Below are 16,209 nucleotides of genomic sequence, written 5' to 3' on the forward strand. Positions count from 1 at the left end.
GCGCTCCCTACGCCTGCGGGGGAGGACCCGATCCGGCCAGAGGGCTAGCCCTACCGTTGCTCGTCGCCGCGCGTGCTGCCGCTGGCGCGTGCTGCCGCCGGCTCGGGGTGGGGGCGGNGTACCTCCCGTGGCGTAGGCGGGTACGCCGCAAGGAGGACATCGGCGCCCGTAAAGATCGCTCTGTGGGCCGTCGTCGCGCCGTGTCCATCGGATTAGGTTCGGCACTGCTGGACTTGGATCCCTAGAGATGGGCGATCAGCGATGATCGAGGTGCAAGGTCTCACCAAGCGATACGGCGAAAAAGTCGCCGTATCGGAGCTGAGTTTCACGGTCCGGCCCGGCATCGTCACCGGATTTCTCGGGCCGAACGGCTCGGGAAAGTCGACGACGATGCGAATGATCGTGGGTCTGGACCAGCCGAGCGAGGGCAGCGTCCTGATCAACGGGCAGCGGTACCGGGATTTCCGGGCACCGCTGTGCGAGGTCGGTGCGTTGTTGGAGGCGCGGTCGGTGCACACCGGTCGGTCGGCCTACAACCACCTGCTGGCCCTCGCCCAGACCCACGGCATCCCGCGCCGCCGGGTCGGCGACGTCATCGAGCTGGTCGGGCTGGGCGGCGTGGCCCGCAAGCGGGCCGGGGGCTTCTCGCTGGGCATGGGGCAGCGGCTGGGCATCGCCGCGGCGCTGCTCGGGGATCCCGGGACGCTGATCCTCGACGAGCCGGTCAACGGTCTCGACCCGGAGGGCATCCGCTGGATCCGCACCCTGCTGCAGGATCTGGCCGCGCAGGGACGCACGGTGCTGGTGTCGTCCCACCTGATGAGCGAGATGGCGCTCACCGCCGAGCATCTCGTCGTCATCGGCCAGGGCCGGCTGATCGCGGACATGTCCGTCGCGGACTTCGTCGCCGGCGCCTCCGAGAACGTCGTGCACGTCCGCTCGCCGCGCGCGCCGGAGCTGCGGGATCTGCTGCTGGCGGCGGACGTCACGATCCGCGCGGACGGAGCCGACGTGCTCGAGGTGTCGGGGCTGCCGAGCAGTCGGATCGGTGAGATCGCGGCCGCGGCCGGCATCGCACTGTCCGAGCTGACGCCGCGGCAGGCGTCGCTGGAGGAGGCGTTCATGGCGCTGACCCATGACGCCGTCGAGTACCACGGCGGCTCCGCGTCGGCGCTGCCGCACCAGCCGGGGGACGGGTCGGCACCGGCGGCGGGCGGCGCCCGCCTCGAGACGCACGGGGCGGGAGCGAGATCATGACGACGCTGACGGACGTCGGACCGGCACGCGGCGAGCTGACGGCGCAGGCCGGCTACGGGGTCACCCAACGGCGGGTCCTGCTGTCGGAGTGGACGAAGCTGCGGTCCCTGCGCTCGACCCTGTTCTCCCTGCTCGCGGCCATCGTCTTCGTGGTCGCCCTCGGCATCCTCATCTCCTGGGCGCAGGCCAGCCACTGGGATCAGGAGTCGCCGATCGACCGGCTCACCTTCGATCCGACGAACACGAGCCTGAGTGGCGTGTTCCTCGCCCAGCTCGCGATCGGCGTGCTCGGCGTGCTGATGTTCAGCGGCGAGTACGGCACGGGCATGATCCGTGCGACGATCACCGCGGTGCCCCACCGCCTGCCGGTGCTGTGGGCGAAGTCGATCGTGTTCGGGGTCGTCACGCTCGTGCTGATGACGGTCTCGTCGTTCGTCGCCTTCGTCGGCGGCCAGGCGATGCTGTCGTCGAAGCACATCGACACCACGCTCGGTCATCCCGGCGTCCTCACCGCCGTGTTCGGCGGCGGCCTTTATCTGACGGTCGTGGCCCTGCTGGGGGTCGCTCTCGGCGCACTGGTCCGCAGCACCGCCGGCGGGATCGCCACCCTGTTCGGGGTGCTGCTGATCCTGCCGCTGATCGTCAACTTCCTGCCGTCGAGCTGGTCGAACAACATCGACCCGTACCTGCCCAGCAGCGCCGGCCAGGACATCTTCACCGTCGTGCGGGACTCCTCCTCGCTCGGGCCCTGGACCGGCTTCCTGCTGTTCTGCGGGTACGCGGCGGTCCTGCTGGCCGCCGCGGCGGTGGTCCTGCGGCGACGGGACGCCTAGGCTCGTGGCCTCCTCGGCGCGGGGCATCGGTCGGGGCCTTCGGCGGGGCATCGGTCGGGGCTTCGGACGGGTCGTCGCGAGCACGGCCGCGAGCACAATGGAGCCCGTGGCCCTCGACGTGGCTGTCGACGATCTGCCCGGCCTGCGCAGCCCCGGGCGGCTGCTGCGGCTGCTCGCGGCGCATCCGACCGGGGTCGACGCGGCGGTCGTGCTGCCGTGCGCGGCGCTGGCGCTGATCGCCGCGGTGCTGCACCCCGAGGGGCAGGCGCTGAGCCTGGTGTTCGCGGCCGTGCTGCTGGTTCCGCTGATCTGGCGGCGGTCGCGGCCGCTGGCGGTGTTCGCCCTGCTCGCCGCGATCGCCTTCGTCCAGTGGCTGCTCGACGTGACCTCGCCCGGCGACGCGGCGCTGGTCATCGCCCTCTACTCGGTCGCCGCGTCCCGGCCCCGCCGCTGGACGCTGCTCGCGGCCGGCGTCACCGAGCTCGGGGTGGTGCTGGCGGCGGTGCGCTGGGGCGGGCCGCCGGTGCGGGAGATGTTCAGCGCCTTCGTGTTCCTCACCGGCATGATGATCGCGGCCTGCGCGACCGGGGTGAACATCGGCGGGCGCCGCGCCCGGCTGGCCTACCTGGAGGACCGCGCGGCCCGCCTCGAACGCGAACGCGACCAGCAGAACCGCCTGGGCGCCGCGGCGGAACGGGCCCGCATCGCCCGCGAGATGCACGACGTCGTCGCCCACAACCTGTCCGTGATGATCGCCCTCGCCGACGGCGTGGCGTTCACCCTCGACACCGACCCCGCCGAGGCCGGCCGGGCGGTCCAGGCCGTGTCCGACACGGGCCGGGAGGCGCTCGGGGAGATGCGCCGGCTGCTCGGCATCCTGCGCGACGACGCGCAGCAGGACACCCGTGCGCCGCAGCCCGGCCTCGGTGATCTCGACCGACTGGTCGAGCAGGTCCGGGCGACCGGCCTGCCCGTCACCCTGGAGGTGGGCGGCGAGCCGCTCGCGCTGTCCGCCGGCGCCGCCCTCACCGTCTACCGGCTCGTCCAGGAAGCCCTGACCAACACCCTCAAGCACGGCGGGCCCGCGGCGACGGCCCAGGTCCGGCTGCGGTACGGCGCCGGCGCGCTCGAGGTCGAGATCCTCGACGGCGGACCGCTCGCCGGTGCTGGTGGGCAGGGCAGTGCTGGTGGGCCCGCCGGTGCTGGTGGGCAGGGCAGTGCTGGTGGGCAGGGCAGTGCTGGTGGGCAGGGACTTGTCGGGATGCGGGAACGGGTGGCGGCCTTCGGCGGCATCGTGGTGGCCGGACCGCGGCCGACGGGCGGCTGGCGCGTCCACGCACGGCTGCCCGCCGCTCCCGATCCGGTCGCGCCCGCCGACGGCCCCGCGCCGGGCACCGCCTCGCCGGGCGGCCCTGTGCCGGGCGGCCCGGTGCCCAGGTGGGTCGCGGCGCAGCGGGTGGCCGGGTGACGATCTCGGTCCTGCTCGTGGACGACCAACCGCTGCTGCGCCTCGGCTTCCGGATGGTGCTGTCCTCGCAGCCCGACCTGACCGTCGCCGGGGAGGCGGGCGACGGCGNGGAGGCGATCCGGCTGACCGCCGAGCTCGCCCCCGACGTCGTGCTCATGGACGTCCGGATGCCCGGCGTGGACGGGATCGAGGCGACCCGTCAGATCATCGGCGCCGGCGGGGCGGCCCGGATCCTCATCCTGACCACCTTCGATCTCGACCAGTACGCCTACGCGGCCCTGCGTTCGGGTGCCAGCGGCTTCCTGCTCAAGGACGTGCGTCCGGCGGACCTGCTGTCCGCGATCCGGGCGGTGGCGGTCGGCGACGCGGTGGTCGCGCCGAGCATCACCCGCCGGCTGCTCGACACCTTCGCCCACCGGCTGCCCGACCCGGACAGCCCGCGCGCACCCGCCGATCCCCGCCTGGGCCGCCTCACCGACCGCGAGCTGGTCGTCCTGGGCGAGGTCGCGGCCGGACACTCCAACGCCGAGATCGCGGCGCACCTCGTGCTGTCGGAGGCCACCGTGAAGACCCATGTCGGCCGGATCCTCGCGAAGCTGGAGCTGCGCGACCGCGTGCAGGCGGTCGTCTTCGCCTACGAGACGGGCCTCGTGCGCCCCTCCGACCGGCCACCCACCCAGCCGGGGACGGCCTGACTCCCGCCACGGTCCCAGCTCCTTGCACAGGCCGGCGATGACCTCCGCCGCCGACGAGAACCCGCTGCGGCTAGGGTGATTAGAGGTGTTCGTCCTGATGTGAGGAGGCTGGCTGCGATGACGGGCGCAGGCGAGCGGGATCCGGCGGGCGGGCGGTGGTGGCAGAGTCTCGTCGAGGAGCGCAGCCCGGTGGATCTCAGGACGGACCAGCCGCATTCGGCCCGGATGTACGACTACTACCTCGGCGGAAAGGACCACTTTCCCGCCGACCGGGAAGCCGCCGAGCAGGCCCTGCTCGCGTCCCCGAACGTCGCCACCGCCGCCCGGACGAGCCGGGCGTTCATGACCCGGGTGATGCGCTTCCTCGCCGGTGAGGTCGGGATCCGCCAGTTCCTCGACATCGGCACCGGCATTCCCACCTCGCCGAACCTGCACGAGACCGTCCAGAGCATCGCCNCGGACTCGCGGGTCGTCTACGCCGACAACGACCCGATCGTGCTCGCGCACGCCCGCGCCCTGCTGACCAGCAGCCCCCAGGGCGCCACCGCCTACCTCGACGCCGACCTGCGCGACCCCGAGCGCATCCTGGGCGCCCCCGAAGTGCGTGCCACGCTCGATCTGCGCCGGCCGGTCGCCCTGTCCCTGATGTCGATCTTCCACTTCATCCCCGACTCCGACGACCCGCACGACCTGCTGCGCCGGCTGCTCGACGCGCTGCCGTCGGGCAGCTACCTCGTCCTGAGCCACGGCACCGGTGATGTCGACCCGGCGGTGGCGGCCGCGGCCGAGGCCTACCGGCGGCGCGGCATCCCCACCCGGCTGCGCAGCCTGGCCGAGGTCGAGAGCCTGTTCACCGGGCTGGAGCTGATCGAGCCCGGGGTACGGCTGCTGCACCGCTGGCGCCCCGACGGCGCCATCCCGGGTGACCTGACCGATGCCCAGGTCAGCGCCTACGGCGGCGTCGCCCGGAAGGCCTAGCGGGCGGCGCGGGGCCCCATGGGGGCATGGACATCCGCTCGATTGTGTCGTACTAAATGGGCAGGGGCCGGTGGGGCCGGCGATCGCCCGATCGAGGCTCGGCCGGCGCGGGAGCGGAGGCGGCGAGCGATGAGCACAACAAGTCACGACAGGGACCCCTACGCGTTACGGGACAGGATTCTGGCGCTCGATCCCGTCGAGAATGCCCGGGAGATCGCCCATCTTTTTCACCGCGACTTCCAGCGGGNCCNGCTGCCGCAGATCGCGACCGGCTTCTTCGCGACGATCTCACCGCCCCGGATGACCCGCATCCTGATTCGCACCGGTGAACTGGAGTTCCGTAACCGCAAACGACTGGTGGATCAGATGCTCATCCACCACGAAATGCTGACCCACGGATTCGTGCCGGGTCGGGGNCGCGACGCGCTGCGGCGGATGAACGAGATGCACCGCCAGTACGCGATTACCGCGGAGGATTTCACGGCCGTGTCGGTCGAGACCACCCTCGGCCAGCTCACCGCAGCCCGGGAGTACGGGTGGCGGGAGCTCACCGAGCACGAGGTGCTCGGCGTCGTCGAGTTCGAGCGCGTGCAGGCCCTGCACATGAACATCCGGGACGTGCCCGCCACCGAGGCGGAGATGGTGGCCTTCCGCGACGACTACTTCGCCCGGCAGGTGCGGTTCGCCCCGTCGAATCGGCGGCTCGCCGAGGCCGCGCTTCGGCTGCTGGCGACCGCCGTGCCGGTGCACATCGCCCCGCGGGTCGAGAAGGTCATGATGAGCCTGACCGATCCCCGCATCGTCGCGGCTTTGGGTTACGACTATCCCGACGCCGCCTACCGGGAGCGGGTCCACCGCGCCACGCGCGAGCATGCGGCCCGGGACGCCACCGACAAGCGGGCGCCGCANGTCGTCCTCGACCTGATCGCGAGCGTCTACCCCGACGGGTACGAGATCGACCGGCTCGGCACGCATCTGCGCGGCCAGGGGCAGCCGGAAGGGCGACGGGACCACGCCGGCCCGCCGCCCATGTGCCCGGTGTGACTCACGCGACGTGACCAAGGCAGCGTGACCAAAGCAGCGTGACCAAAGTAACGTGGACGGGGTGGCTGTCGGACCGCTGCCCCGAGCATCGCCGGGTTGGCGCGCATGGGCCTGCCTCGTGCCGTCCCCGGCGGTGCGACACGTCGATGTGCGCCGCTTCGCGAAACCGGCTTCCCACATCTCGCGCTACACATCAACGCGGAAAGTTCTTACATCCACCGGTCGACCTGTGTCTGTCAACGCGCAAATGTGTTTGTGTAAGTGTCTCGCGGTCTGATATAGCCCGTCTGGGCGGACCCGGGACGCGCCCCTGGNCGCTCGATCGCCACGGCTTCCCTGCTAGGCTTCCGTCGGACGAAACATGAAGATCCGATCGGGAGATAGGCAGCATACGAACTGTCGTATGTGAGTGACATCTTCCGATCTCCGTCGGCCCGGAAGACGGGTGACGCTGGAGGTTGCAGCACACATTGCGGTGGACGCAATGTGTGCTGCCGTCATCCCGGCGGAATTGCAGCCGAGTGGGCGTCGCCACGGGGGGGGTTCGGTCGGGTCTTAACAACAGTCGAGAGGTGGCTCATGCGGGTGTTGCGGACGAGGTTTGCCGTGGCGATGATTGCGGCGGCGACGATGCTGGCGGCGTGCAGCTCCGGCGGACCCTCGGATGCTTCGCAAGCGAGCGGGACCTGTGCGCCGGGGGTGACCGACAACTCCATCAAGGTGGGGCTGCTCTACCCCGACACCGGGGTGATGGGGACCCAGTTCTCGGGTTACCGGGCCGGTGTCAACGCCCGGATCTCGGCGCAGAACGCCGCCGGNGGTGTCAACGGACGGAAGATCGACTACGTCTGGGAGGACGACGAATCCGATCCCCGGGGCAATCTGCAGGGCGCGCGGACCCTCGTCAACGAGGGGGCCTTCGCCGTCCTGGAGTACACCTCGTTCTCCCAGGGATCGGGCCAGTACCTCGACGACCAGCACATTCCCGTCGTCGGGGTGGCCGATCAGCCGTTCTGGGGTGACCACGACAACATGTTCACCTACACCTTCGTCACCGACGCCGGTCGCAGCACGACGACGCTCGCCGACTTCGTGCGTCAGCAGGGCGGCACCAAGGCGGCGCTGGTCGTCACCTTCCTGACCGAGGCGTCCAAGCTGTACGCGGCGGGCGTCCGGCAGAGTCTGGAGAACGCCGGCATCCCGGTGGTCCAGGACGACATCGACTCCACCAACGCCACAGACGTCGCTCGGAAGATCATCGATGCCGGCGCCGACACGGTCATCGCCGCCTCGCCGCTGGACCTGTACACCGGCGCGCTCGACGCGGCCATCAGCGCCGGCCATCCCATCAAGGTCGCCGTCTCGGCGGTCAGCTACGACCCGCGCCTGCTCGCGCCCTACGGCCAGAAGCTCGCCGGCACCTACTCCCAGCTCACCTTCGCCGCCCTGGAGCGGAACCTGCCCGCGCAGCAGCGGTTCCTGCAGGCGATGGCCGCCTACTCGCCCGAGATCCAGCCCGCCGGCCAGCAGAGCGCCATCGCCGGCTACATCAACGCGGACCTGTTCATCCGCGGACTGAAGACCCAGCACGGCTGCCCGACCCGGGCATCGTTCATGACCGGCATGCGATCGATCACCGACTACGACGCCGACGGCATGATGGTGCAGAAGATCAACCTCACCGCCGACCACGGGCAGCTCGACCGCTGCTCGGACTTCGTGCGCATCGCCGCCACCGGCGACCGCTTCGAGGTCGTCAACCCGCAGCCGCTGTGCGGACAGCGCATCGGCGGCAACGGATAGATCGGCGGCGGTCAGTCCTCCACCGCGCGCAGCGCCGTCGCCGGGCAGCGGTCGACCGCCCGGCGCGCGGCGTCGACGCTGGCCGGGTCCACCGGGTCGGCCTCGTCGACCAGCGGCGTCACGAGGCCGTCCTCGCCCTGGTCGAAGACCTCCGGCGCCGTCATCACACAGTTTCCGGCGCCGATGCACCGGTCCCGCTCGGCCACGATCCGCACGGCGGCACTCCTCTCTCGATGATCCTCAGCGACCCTCACGCCGGCGCCGGCGGACCGCGCCCGTCACCACGTGACGGGCAGCGCCTGCAGTCCGTGGATCACCGAGTAGGGCCGGAAGGCGATCTGCTCGTACGGCACGGCGAGCGCGAGGCCGGGGAAGCGTCGCAGCAGGGAAGGGTAGGCGATCCGCAGCTCCAGGCGGGCCAGCGGCGCGCCGAGGCAGTGGTGCAGACCGTGACCGAAGGCGACGTGCCCGGTGGGCTCGCGGGTGATGTCGAGGTGGTCCGGATCGTCGACGAGCGCCGGGTCGCGGTTCGCCCCGGGCAGCGCGAGGACGACGTGTTCCCCGGCCGCGATGGTGCTCCCGGCGATGGTCACCTCCGTCGTCGCCGTGCGCGGGATGCCGGCGTGGACGATGGACAGCCAGCGCAGCAGTTCCTCGACGGCCGGTTCGACGCTGGCCGGATCGTCGCGGACCCGGGCGAGCTGGTCGGGGTGGCGCAGCAGCGCGAGGGTGCCCAGTCCCAGCATGTTCGCGGTCGTCTCGTGGCCGGCGAGAAGCAGCAGGGAGGCGATGCCGACGAGCTCTTCGGCGCTGACGTCGTCGCCGTGTTCGCGCACGAGCATGCCGAGGATGTCCTCCCCGGGATCGCGGCGCGCCCGCTCGACGAGGGTGGCCATGTACGCGCGGCTGGCCTGCTGCAGGGCGAGGCGGCGCTGCGGCGGCTGGGAGGCGTCGAGCTGGTCGGCGGTGCGCCGCTGGAAGTCGGCCCGGTCGGCATAGGGAACGCCGAGCAGCTCGCAGATGACCAGGGACGGCACCGGCAGGGCGAACGTCGAGACCAGATCGGCCGGCTTGCCGGCCCGCTCCACGTCGTCGAGGGCCGCGTTGACGATGTCGACGATCCGCGGCTCGAGTGCCCGCATCCGGCGCATGGTGAATTCCGGCGTGAGCATCCGGCGCAACCGGGTGTGCTCCGGCGGGTCGTAGGACAGAAGATTTCCCACCCGGGCCCGGGCGTATTCCTCCTCGGTTGGCCCGGCGGCGTCGGGGGGTGTGAGCGCACGCCGATCCGCGGTACTGAACCGCGCCGAATCGGAAAGCACCTCCCGAACGTCGTCGTAACGGCTCACGAGATGGGCGGGCACGCCGAAAGGCGTCACCACCGGACAGACGCCCGCGCTGTCGCGGACCTCGCCGAGCTCGGAGATCGGATCGAACTGCGCGCGCCGCATGTGCAGTGGTATTTCCGATACTTCGGTCATCACCTCTCCGCCCTTCGCCGATCGCGCTGAACGTGACGCCGACGACGCTACCACTGAAGTGAAAGGTCGCTATCACTTCGCTGGGACGGATCTTCGAGGCCGATCTCCCTCGGTGCGACGGGTGCCGCGAACCGGCCACGAAGTGCGCTTACCGCCAGGAGGCGGTCAAGACCGACGGACCCGTCCGGGGGCACCTTGGTGGTAATCACGTCGATGCCATTCACCGGCCGGGCGGGCCGTGTCCGGGGATGGCCTCGTTCTCGGCGCCCTCGATTTCGCCGCCCCCGGTCTCGCCGCCGGCGGCGTCCGACGTCTGGATCCGCGCGATCTCGACCCGCCGCCGCCCGACCCCGGTGGACACCGCGGCGCGCACAGCCGCCGCGAAGACGACGAGGGCGAAACCGGCCACGACCGCGAGGTCGACCCAGAACGGGAGCACGCCGCGCCCCCCGAACTGGCCCAGCCAGGACAGGACCGCCAGGCCACCGAGCCACGGGGCGATCCACCACGCGGCGCGCCACTCCAGGTCCGGCCGCCGGCCGGCGGGCCGGGTCGCCTGATAACCGCCGAACACCGCCAGCCCGACGGCGATCGCGGCGAACAGCTTCTGGTTGGTCCGCCAGCCGGCCCAGTAGATGACCAGGTTGGCTGCGGCGAAGCCGAGCGGGGCGAGGATCCGCGCGGCGGGCAGGCGGTAGGGGCGGAACCGGTCGGGGTCGGCGCGGCGCAGCACGGCCAGGCAGACGGGCGCGAAACCGTACATGACGAACGTCGCCGAGCTGACCAGCCGGACCAGGTTCTGCCAGCTCGGAAAGGGCAGGAGCACCACCATGCCGACGGCGGCCGCGAGCAGTACCGACACGATCGGCACCCCGCGCCGGTCGAGCCGGGCCAGCACGGCCGGCAGGCTCCGGGTGCGGGCCAGGGAATAGGACAGCCGGGCCGAGGTGCCGAGATAGATCAGCGCGGTACCCCCCGGGGAGACGACCGCGTCGATATAGAGCAGAATCGCCAGCCAACCCAGACCGAGGTTGGTGGCAAGCGTCGCGTAAGGCCCGTAGTCGCCCGTGCCGAGCGGCCGGCTCCAGCCCGCGGCGAGCCGGGCCGGCTCGACGGCGGCGATGAAGGCGACCTGGAGCAGGAAATACAGCGCCGTGCCGGCCAGGGTCGCCACAATGATGGCCCGGGGCAGATCCCGGTGCGGCCGTTTCGCCTCGGCGCCCATCTGCACGGCCTGCTCGAAACCCTGCAGCGAGAACNCCACCCCCGCGGGCAGCGCGGTGAACACGCCTTTGGCGCCGAACGGGGCGAATCCGCCCCCCGCCTGGAAATTCGCCGGATGGAAGGCGGTGGCCGTCAGCGCGACGACGGTGACGGCGGGAACGAGCACCTTCCACCCGACGGTGACGGTGTTGGTCCGGGCCAGCCAGCGCACGCCGAGCAGGTTGACGGCGGTGAAGACGATCAGGGCCGCGGCGGCGAGGGCGAGCCCGCTGCGGGTCAGGGTGCCGTCGTCGTCCACCAGCCCGGGAAACCGGTGGTCGAGATACGACAGCGCCGCGGTGACCTCGAGCGGAGCCAGAGCGACGGCGGGAATCCAGGCCACCCAGCCGGCGACGAACCCACCGAGCGGCCCGAGGACCAGCTGCGGATAACGGGCCGTGCCACCGGCGACCGGGTAGGCCGCGCCGAGTTCGGCGTAGACGAGGGCGAGCAGGGCGACCAGCGCGCCGGCGATCGCCCAGGAGACGACCGACGCGGGTCCGGCCACCTCAGCGGCGGTGAGCGCGCCGAGCAGCCAGCCGGACCCGATGACCGAGCCGAGCGAGATGAAGGTCAGGCCGGCCAGGCCGAGCTGGCGGTGCAGCCGCGCGCCGCCCGCGCCGCCCGCGCCGGTCGTCTCGCGCGTCTCGTGCACCCTGCGCACCGTGCGCTCCGTCCTGGCCGGTCTCGGCGGCGACTGCGCCGGCGGCGCCAAGACCTATCACATGGTGGCCGCCGGAACCGCGAACGCGCGGTGCAGGTGCGCGAGCGCCGCGCGTACCGCCGGACCGTGCCCGCCGCGCCAGATCAGGGCTAGCCGGGCGGGCGCCTCGACGTCGTCGACGGTGCGGGCGGTGAGCCGATCGGCGTAGCCGGCGGCCATCGAGGCGCTGAGGATCGCGACGCCGAGGCCGCGGGCGGCGAGGTCGGCGAGGGCGTCGGCGGCGCTGGCCTGCAGGGCGATCAGCGGCCGCCGGCGCTGCGCGGCGCAGGCCTCGTCGAACACGGCGCGCAGGCCGGTGCCGGGCGGCATGCAGACGATCGGGTAGGACTCCAGGTCGCGCAGGGTGAGCCGGGGCCGCCGCGTCAGGGGATGGCCGGGCGGCACGGCCGCGACGAGCCGCTCGCTGACGATGGTCAGCGACTCCAACCCCTCGACGGTGGCCTCCGCGGTGCCGATGAGGGCGAGGTCGAGGGCGCCGGCGCGCACCCCGTCGGCGAGGCGGTCGGAGGAGTCCTCCAGCAGCGAGACCACCACGCCGGGATGCGCCCGGTGGAAGGCGGCGAGGGCGTCGAACAGCGGCGTGATGGTGCAACCGATGATCATGCCGAGGGCGAGCCGGCCGCGGATCAGGCCGGTCACCTCGCCGACCGCCTGGCTCACCGCCCCGGCGGCGGTAAGCGCGGNGCGGGCGTGTTCGAGCGCGGCCTTGCCCGCGACGGTGAGCGTGACGGTGCGCGCCGACCGATCGAACAGCTCGGCGCCGAGCTCCCGCTCCAACTGGCGGATCTGGGCGCTGACCCCGGACTGGCTGATGTGCACCCGCTCGGCCGCCCGGGTGAAGTTCTGCTCCTCGGCGACCGCGACGAAGTACTCCAACTGCCTCAGATCCATGAGTAGTGATTCTAGTCTTCAGTAGAACCATCTGTTGGACTTCTGATTGGGCGATGGCCAGGCTGGGACGCACGACGTTGTCCACCCCCGTGAGAAACAGGTGTCGGCATGCGCAAATGGCTGCCACTGACGACCGTCTGCCTCGGCACGTTCATGNTGCTGATCGAGGTCAAGCCCAGCTGACCTACCAAGCCTGACCAGGAGTTTCGCGACTTCGGCACGCTGGCGAGCGAGAGCGACCCCGCCAGANGGCTTGCGTATCTTCTGGGCGCCACAGGGGCGACAGGCAACCTCATCTCCCGGTTGGAAGGGCCGCCGCGAACTCGCCTCTCGTCGCACAGGTGATCTCCCTGGCGGCGCCGATGGAGCGGGCTTGGGCCTGGTCTACTGTGGAGTGGGACGAGCATTCTTCGACACGAGGACCAGTCCGGGAGGTGGTGTCGGCGATGAGCGATGTGCCATCCGGTGGNCCGCCCGCAGGCTCGCGGTACGCCGACGTGCGTCCCTACGCGATCGCGGACACCCTCGGCGAGCTGCATGGTCCGACCTCGGGTGTGGTGGTCCTGGACCGGTGGTTGGACTGGTCGGGTTCGGCCCGGTACGACCTGGCGAAACCCGGCCGCCTCGAACGGATGCACGAGACGGTGCTACGAGAGGCGTCCACGACGGCAACCTGTCCCGCTGGCTGGAGGGGCGCACACTGGTCCGGCTGTGGGGTGATCTGGTTCTGCCGCCGCAGGTCCGGAGCAGGTGGGAGGCCCGGTTCACCGAGCTGACCGCCGGGCATCCGTCTGCGGCGTAGACCGGTGACGGCCAAGCCCCCGCCGATCCACCAGCGACTCGCCCGGATCGGGCTCCAGGTCGGCGGTCCCTACGGTTTCGCTCTCGCCGGCGGCCACGCGGTCGCGGCCCACGGGATCCTCCAGCGGCCGAGCGAGGACGTCGACCTCTTCGCCGACTNGGACCAACGCGCGGACTTCCCCGCCGCCGTCGACGCGGTCATCGCGGCATCCCGAGCGGACGGTCTCGAGGTCGAGACCGAACTCCGGACCGAGCTGATCGCGCGGCTCCACATCACCGAACCAGACAACTCCGACGAGGTCCACCGGGTGGAACTGGTCGCGAACTGGCGGATCGAGCCCCCAGTCCAGATGGACATCGGTCCCGTGCTGCACCTGGACGATGTCATGGCCGGCAAGGCCGACGCATTGTGCAACCGCGCCNCCGCACGCGACTTCCTCGACCTCGACGCCGCAATCAGCAGCGGTCGCTACACCCTCGACCGGCTCTGCTAGATCGCCCAACAAGCGGATCCAGGCTTCGGCTGAACCGCCCCGGACCTCCAAGATGCCCGGGGCGGTTCAGATCAGTGTTCGGATGCTGGCAATTTCTTCTGTTCGCCGGTGACATGGACGTGATGATGATTATTAATGGTTTGAATCGCACTCTCGAAGGCACGCTGTGTCGCGATACCCATCGTGAACGTCAGTAGCAGGGCCACGGCGAACTGAACCCAGCCGACCCTCGGTGTGGCACCCAGGCGGCATAGCACGCGGATCAGTAGGTAGATCCAAGGGCCGAACAACCCGAAAGCCCAGTGCGACGACCACCCGAGGGCCACCAACCGTCGAGCGTCGACAACCACCAATAGCAGCGAGGCCAGCCAGACTCCCATAACACTCACTGGAGCGCTGAGTAGTCCGAGCACAAGGCTGCCGGTCGTCTCGGCGGTGATTGCGAAACCCAGACCGATCAGGGGTGTACAGGCGATGGCCCAGGCAACCGAAGGACTCGTGCGCCTGCAGGACGGCATTTCCCGACCGGGATAGCCATTCCCGAAGGGGGCCTGGCAGCGGTGGCTCACCGCCGCCCCCCGCCAGACCCGGTGGCTGCGGATGCATTGTCACGGCTGTTCCGCACTGTTATTCCCACCATGGTGCGCTCCTGGGATCACTATCTCGGTACGCTCGCCGAGGAGATGCACCCGCTCGGCCCAGACAGGCCAGCCGGCCAGGACGAGAGCGTCGAGCACCCGCCCGGGCCGCAGCGGGACGAACGAGAGGCCAAACCGGTTCCCATACGTGTCAAGGAAACTCACCGTCCCAAATAGCCCGAGATACAGATCTCTTTTCTCGTACAGGACCCGTGAGACATCATCGCGGCCAATCATCGTGGTTCGCCGGAATGCCCGGTACTGCACACAGACGTCGGGCGCCACAGTGAGNAGACGCCAGTAACTCGACGTCCTCTGGAACCAGACATGGACGTAAGCACCTCGGAAACGACCGCCGCTCACCTCGCACAGTACTTTCCGAGCGGAATCACATCCAAGGCATGAACCCCCACGGCGGCCCCACTGCCGACACCCACACCTCTACCGAACGAAACATCGCGGAGCGAGCGGCTTCGGCCCTTCGTCAGATAGCCGGCGGGAAGCGAGACGGTCGCGGACTGACACGACCGAGCCGAATATCGACGAGGAGAATACCCGTAGTTGACGCCGAGCGAGCAGCAGCCCCAGCCCCACCACTGGTTGAGAGCCCCGCCTTTGGTANCGAGCCCTTGAGCGCTCATGCCCCAACACACTCCAAAGCAGCCGCTGAAACCGATCTCGGTGTGAGCATATGCCGCCTTCACGAGCCGCCCGCCCCGTGCCCACACGCTCTTCTTACCGCGGCAGTGCTTGCGCCAGACCTGGATGCATTTGCCGTCGAGGTCGAAGGTGTTGTAGGGGTCCTGGTGGGCGTAGTCGTAGGGGTTGTCGGAGCCGCCGGGTTCGGGGTCGGTCTGGAGGAAGCGGCCGAGGCTGGGGTCGTAGAGGCGGACACCCATGAGGGTGAGGCCGGAGTCGGTGTCGCGGGAGCGTTGTTTGGCACCGAGCCAGCCATAGCGGGGGTAGGCGGTGGAGGGGNAGTAGGGGCTGCCGAACTCGGTGGACTCCGCGTAGCTGGCCGGCGAGGACGCTGACGTGCTGTCGTCGACGGTGGCGACCACGTCGCCGTGGAGGTTCGCCAACTGCAACGTGACGGTGCCGGTGTCGGTCTGGGTGGCGGCGAGGTCCCCACCGATCCCGGTGATGTTCCGGGTCCAAGCCGTGCCGGCACCGATCCACGCCGGACTGTCCCCAGAGGCGGACGTGTAGTGGTTGGTGCTGGTGGTGGAGCCGTCGGTCCAGGAACGGATCCGCCGCGCGGGATCAAGAGCGTAGGTCCGGGTCGACGAGCCGACCGTCTCCGAGGCGACGAGGTCGTTCACGTAGTAGCCCAGCGTCGCCGAGCTGCCCGCGGGTGGATACGGGTCGGTGGTGGTGCGGCCGAACAGGTCATAGGTGTAGCCGGTGTTCGTGAGCCGATCGGCCTGATCATAGGAGAAGGAATATACCGCCGGCGACGTCGACGTGGAACAGGATCCTGCGTCGCTGCCCCCCCTATCTGTCAGCATGAGATGAGCCAGGCGGCGGCTATCATCTTGTGACCTGGGCGGGTAGNGAGAGGAAGATCGTGACGATGGCGGTGCCGGCTGGGCGTGGCCTGGTCGATGATGTCCGTGTGGACGGACGTGAGGACGCGGGCCGGCGGCCGGACCCGGAGGTCGAGCCGAAGGCGCGGCGGCGGTCGTTCTCAGCGGCGTACAAGCTGCGGATCCTGAACGAGTACGAGGCGGCCCCGGACGGGCAGAAGGGTGCAATTCTGCGCCGGGAGAGTCTGTACTCGGCGCATATCGTGGAGTGGCGTAAGGCCCGTGAGGCGGGTGCGCTGGCGGGCCTGTCGAA

Annotated in this window: 10 protein-coding genes and 12 pseudogenes; 13 read left to right on the forward strand and 9 right to left on the reverse strand. The window is 70.5% G+C overall.

Translation table 11 applies throughout. The features are described from left to right. Positions 1-261 precede the first annotated feature (261 nt). The 9 genes and pseudogenes from FF86_RS25790 to FF86_RS25820 all read left to right on the forward strand — a co-directional run. Positions 262-1,257, forward strand: a complete 996-nt coding sequence (locus FF86_RS25790) for an ATP-binding cassette domain-containing protein (protein ID WP_044887781.1) — start codon at positions 262-264, stop codon at positions 1,255-1,257. Next, entirely contained in the window at positions 1,254-2,090 is an 837-nt protein-coding gene (locus FF86_RS25795) for an ABC transporter permease (protein WP_044887782.1), read from the forward strand. The genes FF86_RS25790 and FF86_RS25795 overlap by 4 nt, the downstream gene beginning before the upstream one ends. A 97-nt stretch (positions 2,091-2,187) precedes the next feature. Next, positions 2,188-3,558 (forward strand): sensor histidine kinase, encoded by a 1,371-nt coding sequence (locus tag FF86_RS25800; RefSeq protein ID WP_236706425.1) that lies wholly within the window; start codon positions 2,188-2,190, stop codon positions 3,556-3,558. Further along, positions 3,528-3,666: pseudogene (locus tag FF86_RS57830) on the forward strand (hypothetical protein); the annotation flags it as partial. The gene FF86_RS25800 and the pseudogene FF86_RS57830, both read left to right, overlap by 31 nt. Position 3,667: 1 nt before the next feature. Beyond that, a pseudogene (locus FF86_RS25805) lies at positions 3,668-4,253 on the forward strand (LuxR C-terminal-related transcriptional regulator); the annotation flags it as partial. 117 nt (positions 4,254-4,370) lie between these two features. Further along, positions 4,371-4,709 (forward strand): SAM-dependent methyltransferase (locus FF86_RS57835; RefSeq protein ID WP_242419617.1); only part of this gene is annotated, 339 nt, incomplete at its 3' end. A gap of 1 nt (position 4,710) precedes the next feature. After that, positions 4,711-5,231, forward strand: a pseudogene (locus FF86_RS57840) (SAM-dependent methyltransferase); the annotation flags it as partial. 1,674 nt (positions 5,232-6,905) lie between these two features. Further along, positions 6,906-7,093, forward strand: a pseudogene (locus FF86_RS63170) (branched-chain amino acid ABC transporter substrate-binding protein); the annotation flags it as partial. Between the two features lies 1 nt (position 7,094). Next, positions 7,095-8,078: pseudogene (locus FF86_RS25820) on the forward strand (ABC transporter substrate-binding protein); the annotation flags it as partial. 11 nt (positions 8,079-8,089) lie between these two features. Here the strand turns inward: FF86_RS25820 and FF86_RS25825 are convergent. The 6 genes and pseudogenes from FF86_RS25825 to FF86_RS57860 all read right to left on the reverse strand — a co-directional run. Next, positions 8,090-8,293, reverse strand: a complete 204-nt coding sequence (locus FF86_RS25825; protein ID WP_044887787.1) for a ferredoxin — start codon at positions 8,291-8,293, stop codon at positions 8,090-8,092. Positions 8,294-8,356: 63 nt separating this feature from the next. Then, positions 8,357-9,559 (reverse strand): cytochrome P450, encoded by a 1,203-nt coding sequence (locus FF86_RS25830; RefSeq protein ID WP_044887788.1) that lies wholly within the window; start codon positions 9,557-9,559, stop codon positions 8,357-8,359. A 220-nt stretch (positions 9,560-9,779) separates the two neighbouring features. Beyond that, on the reverse strand, positions 9,780-10,818 hold a 1,039-nt coding region (locus FF86_RS57850), incomplete at its 5' end, for an APC family permease (protein WP_242419618.1). 1 nt (position 10,819) lies between these two features. Continuing rightward, positions 10,820-11,486, reverse strand: a pseudogene (locus FF86_RS57855) (APC family permease); the annotation flags it as partial. A 57-nt stretch (positions 11,487-11,543) separates the two neighbouring features. Further along, positions 11,544-12,229: LysR substrate-binding domain-containing protein (locus FF86_RS25840; RefSeq protein WP_242419620.1), on the reverse strand; the 686-nt coding region annotated here is incomplete at its 5' end. A gap of 1 nt (position 12,230) precedes the next feature. Then, positions 12,231-12,437, reverse strand: a pseudogene (locus FF86_RS57860) (LysR family transcriptional regulator); the annotation flags it as partial. Between the two features lie 806 nt (positions 12,438-13,243). Between FF86_RS57860 and FF86_RS68360 the strand changes: the two are divergent. The 3 pseudogenes from FF86_RS68360 to FF86_RS68370 all read left to right on the forward strand — a co-directional run. Further along, positions 13,244-13,397 (forward strand): annotated as a pseudogene (locus FF86_RS68360) (hypothetical protein); the annotation flags it as partial. 1 nt (position 13,398) lies between these two features. Continuing rightward, positions 13,399-13,660: pseudogene (locus FF86_RS68365) on the forward strand (hypothetical protein); the annotation flags it as partial. Position 13,661: 1 nt separating this feature from the next. After that, positions 13,662-13,732: pseudogene (locus tag FF86_RS68370) on the forward strand (hypothetical protein); the annotation flags it as partial. 71 nt (positions 13,733-13,803) lie between these two features. Here FF86_RS68370 and FF86_RS33715 read toward each other — a convergent pair. From FF86_RS33715 to FF86_RS57865, 3 genes and pseudogenes are all read right to left on the reverse strand, one after another. Then, the gene (locus tag FF86_RS33715) at positions 13,804-14,112 is read right to left on the reverse strand and encodes a hypothetical protein (RefSeq protein WP_128423390.1); all 309 of its coding nucleotides are present in this window, start codon (positions 14,110-14,112) and stop codon (positions 13,804-13,806) included. Positions 14,113-14,340: 228 nt separating this feature from the next. After that, positions 14,341-14,661 (reverse strand): hypothetical protein (locus FF86_RS36475; RefSeq protein ID WP_206779031.1); only part of this gene is annotated, 321 nt, incomplete at its 5' end. Positions 14,662-14,992: 331 nt separating this feature from the next. After that, positions 14,993-15,348: pseudogene (locus FF86_RS57865) on the reverse strand (RHS repeat-associated core domain-containing protein); the annotation flags it as partial. A gap of 637 nt (positions 15,349-15,985) precedes the next feature. On the opposite strand from FF86_RS57865, the pseudogene FF86_RS25855 reads away from it, so the two are divergent. After that, positions 15,986-16,209, forward strand: a pseudogene (locus FF86_RS25855) (IS3 family transposase); the annotation flags it as partial.

This window comes from Frankia sp. CpI1-P, assembly GCF_001421075.1.
GTDB classification, from domain to species: Bacteria; Actinomycetota; Actinomycetes; order Frankiales; family Frankiaceae; genus Frankia; species Frankia torreyi.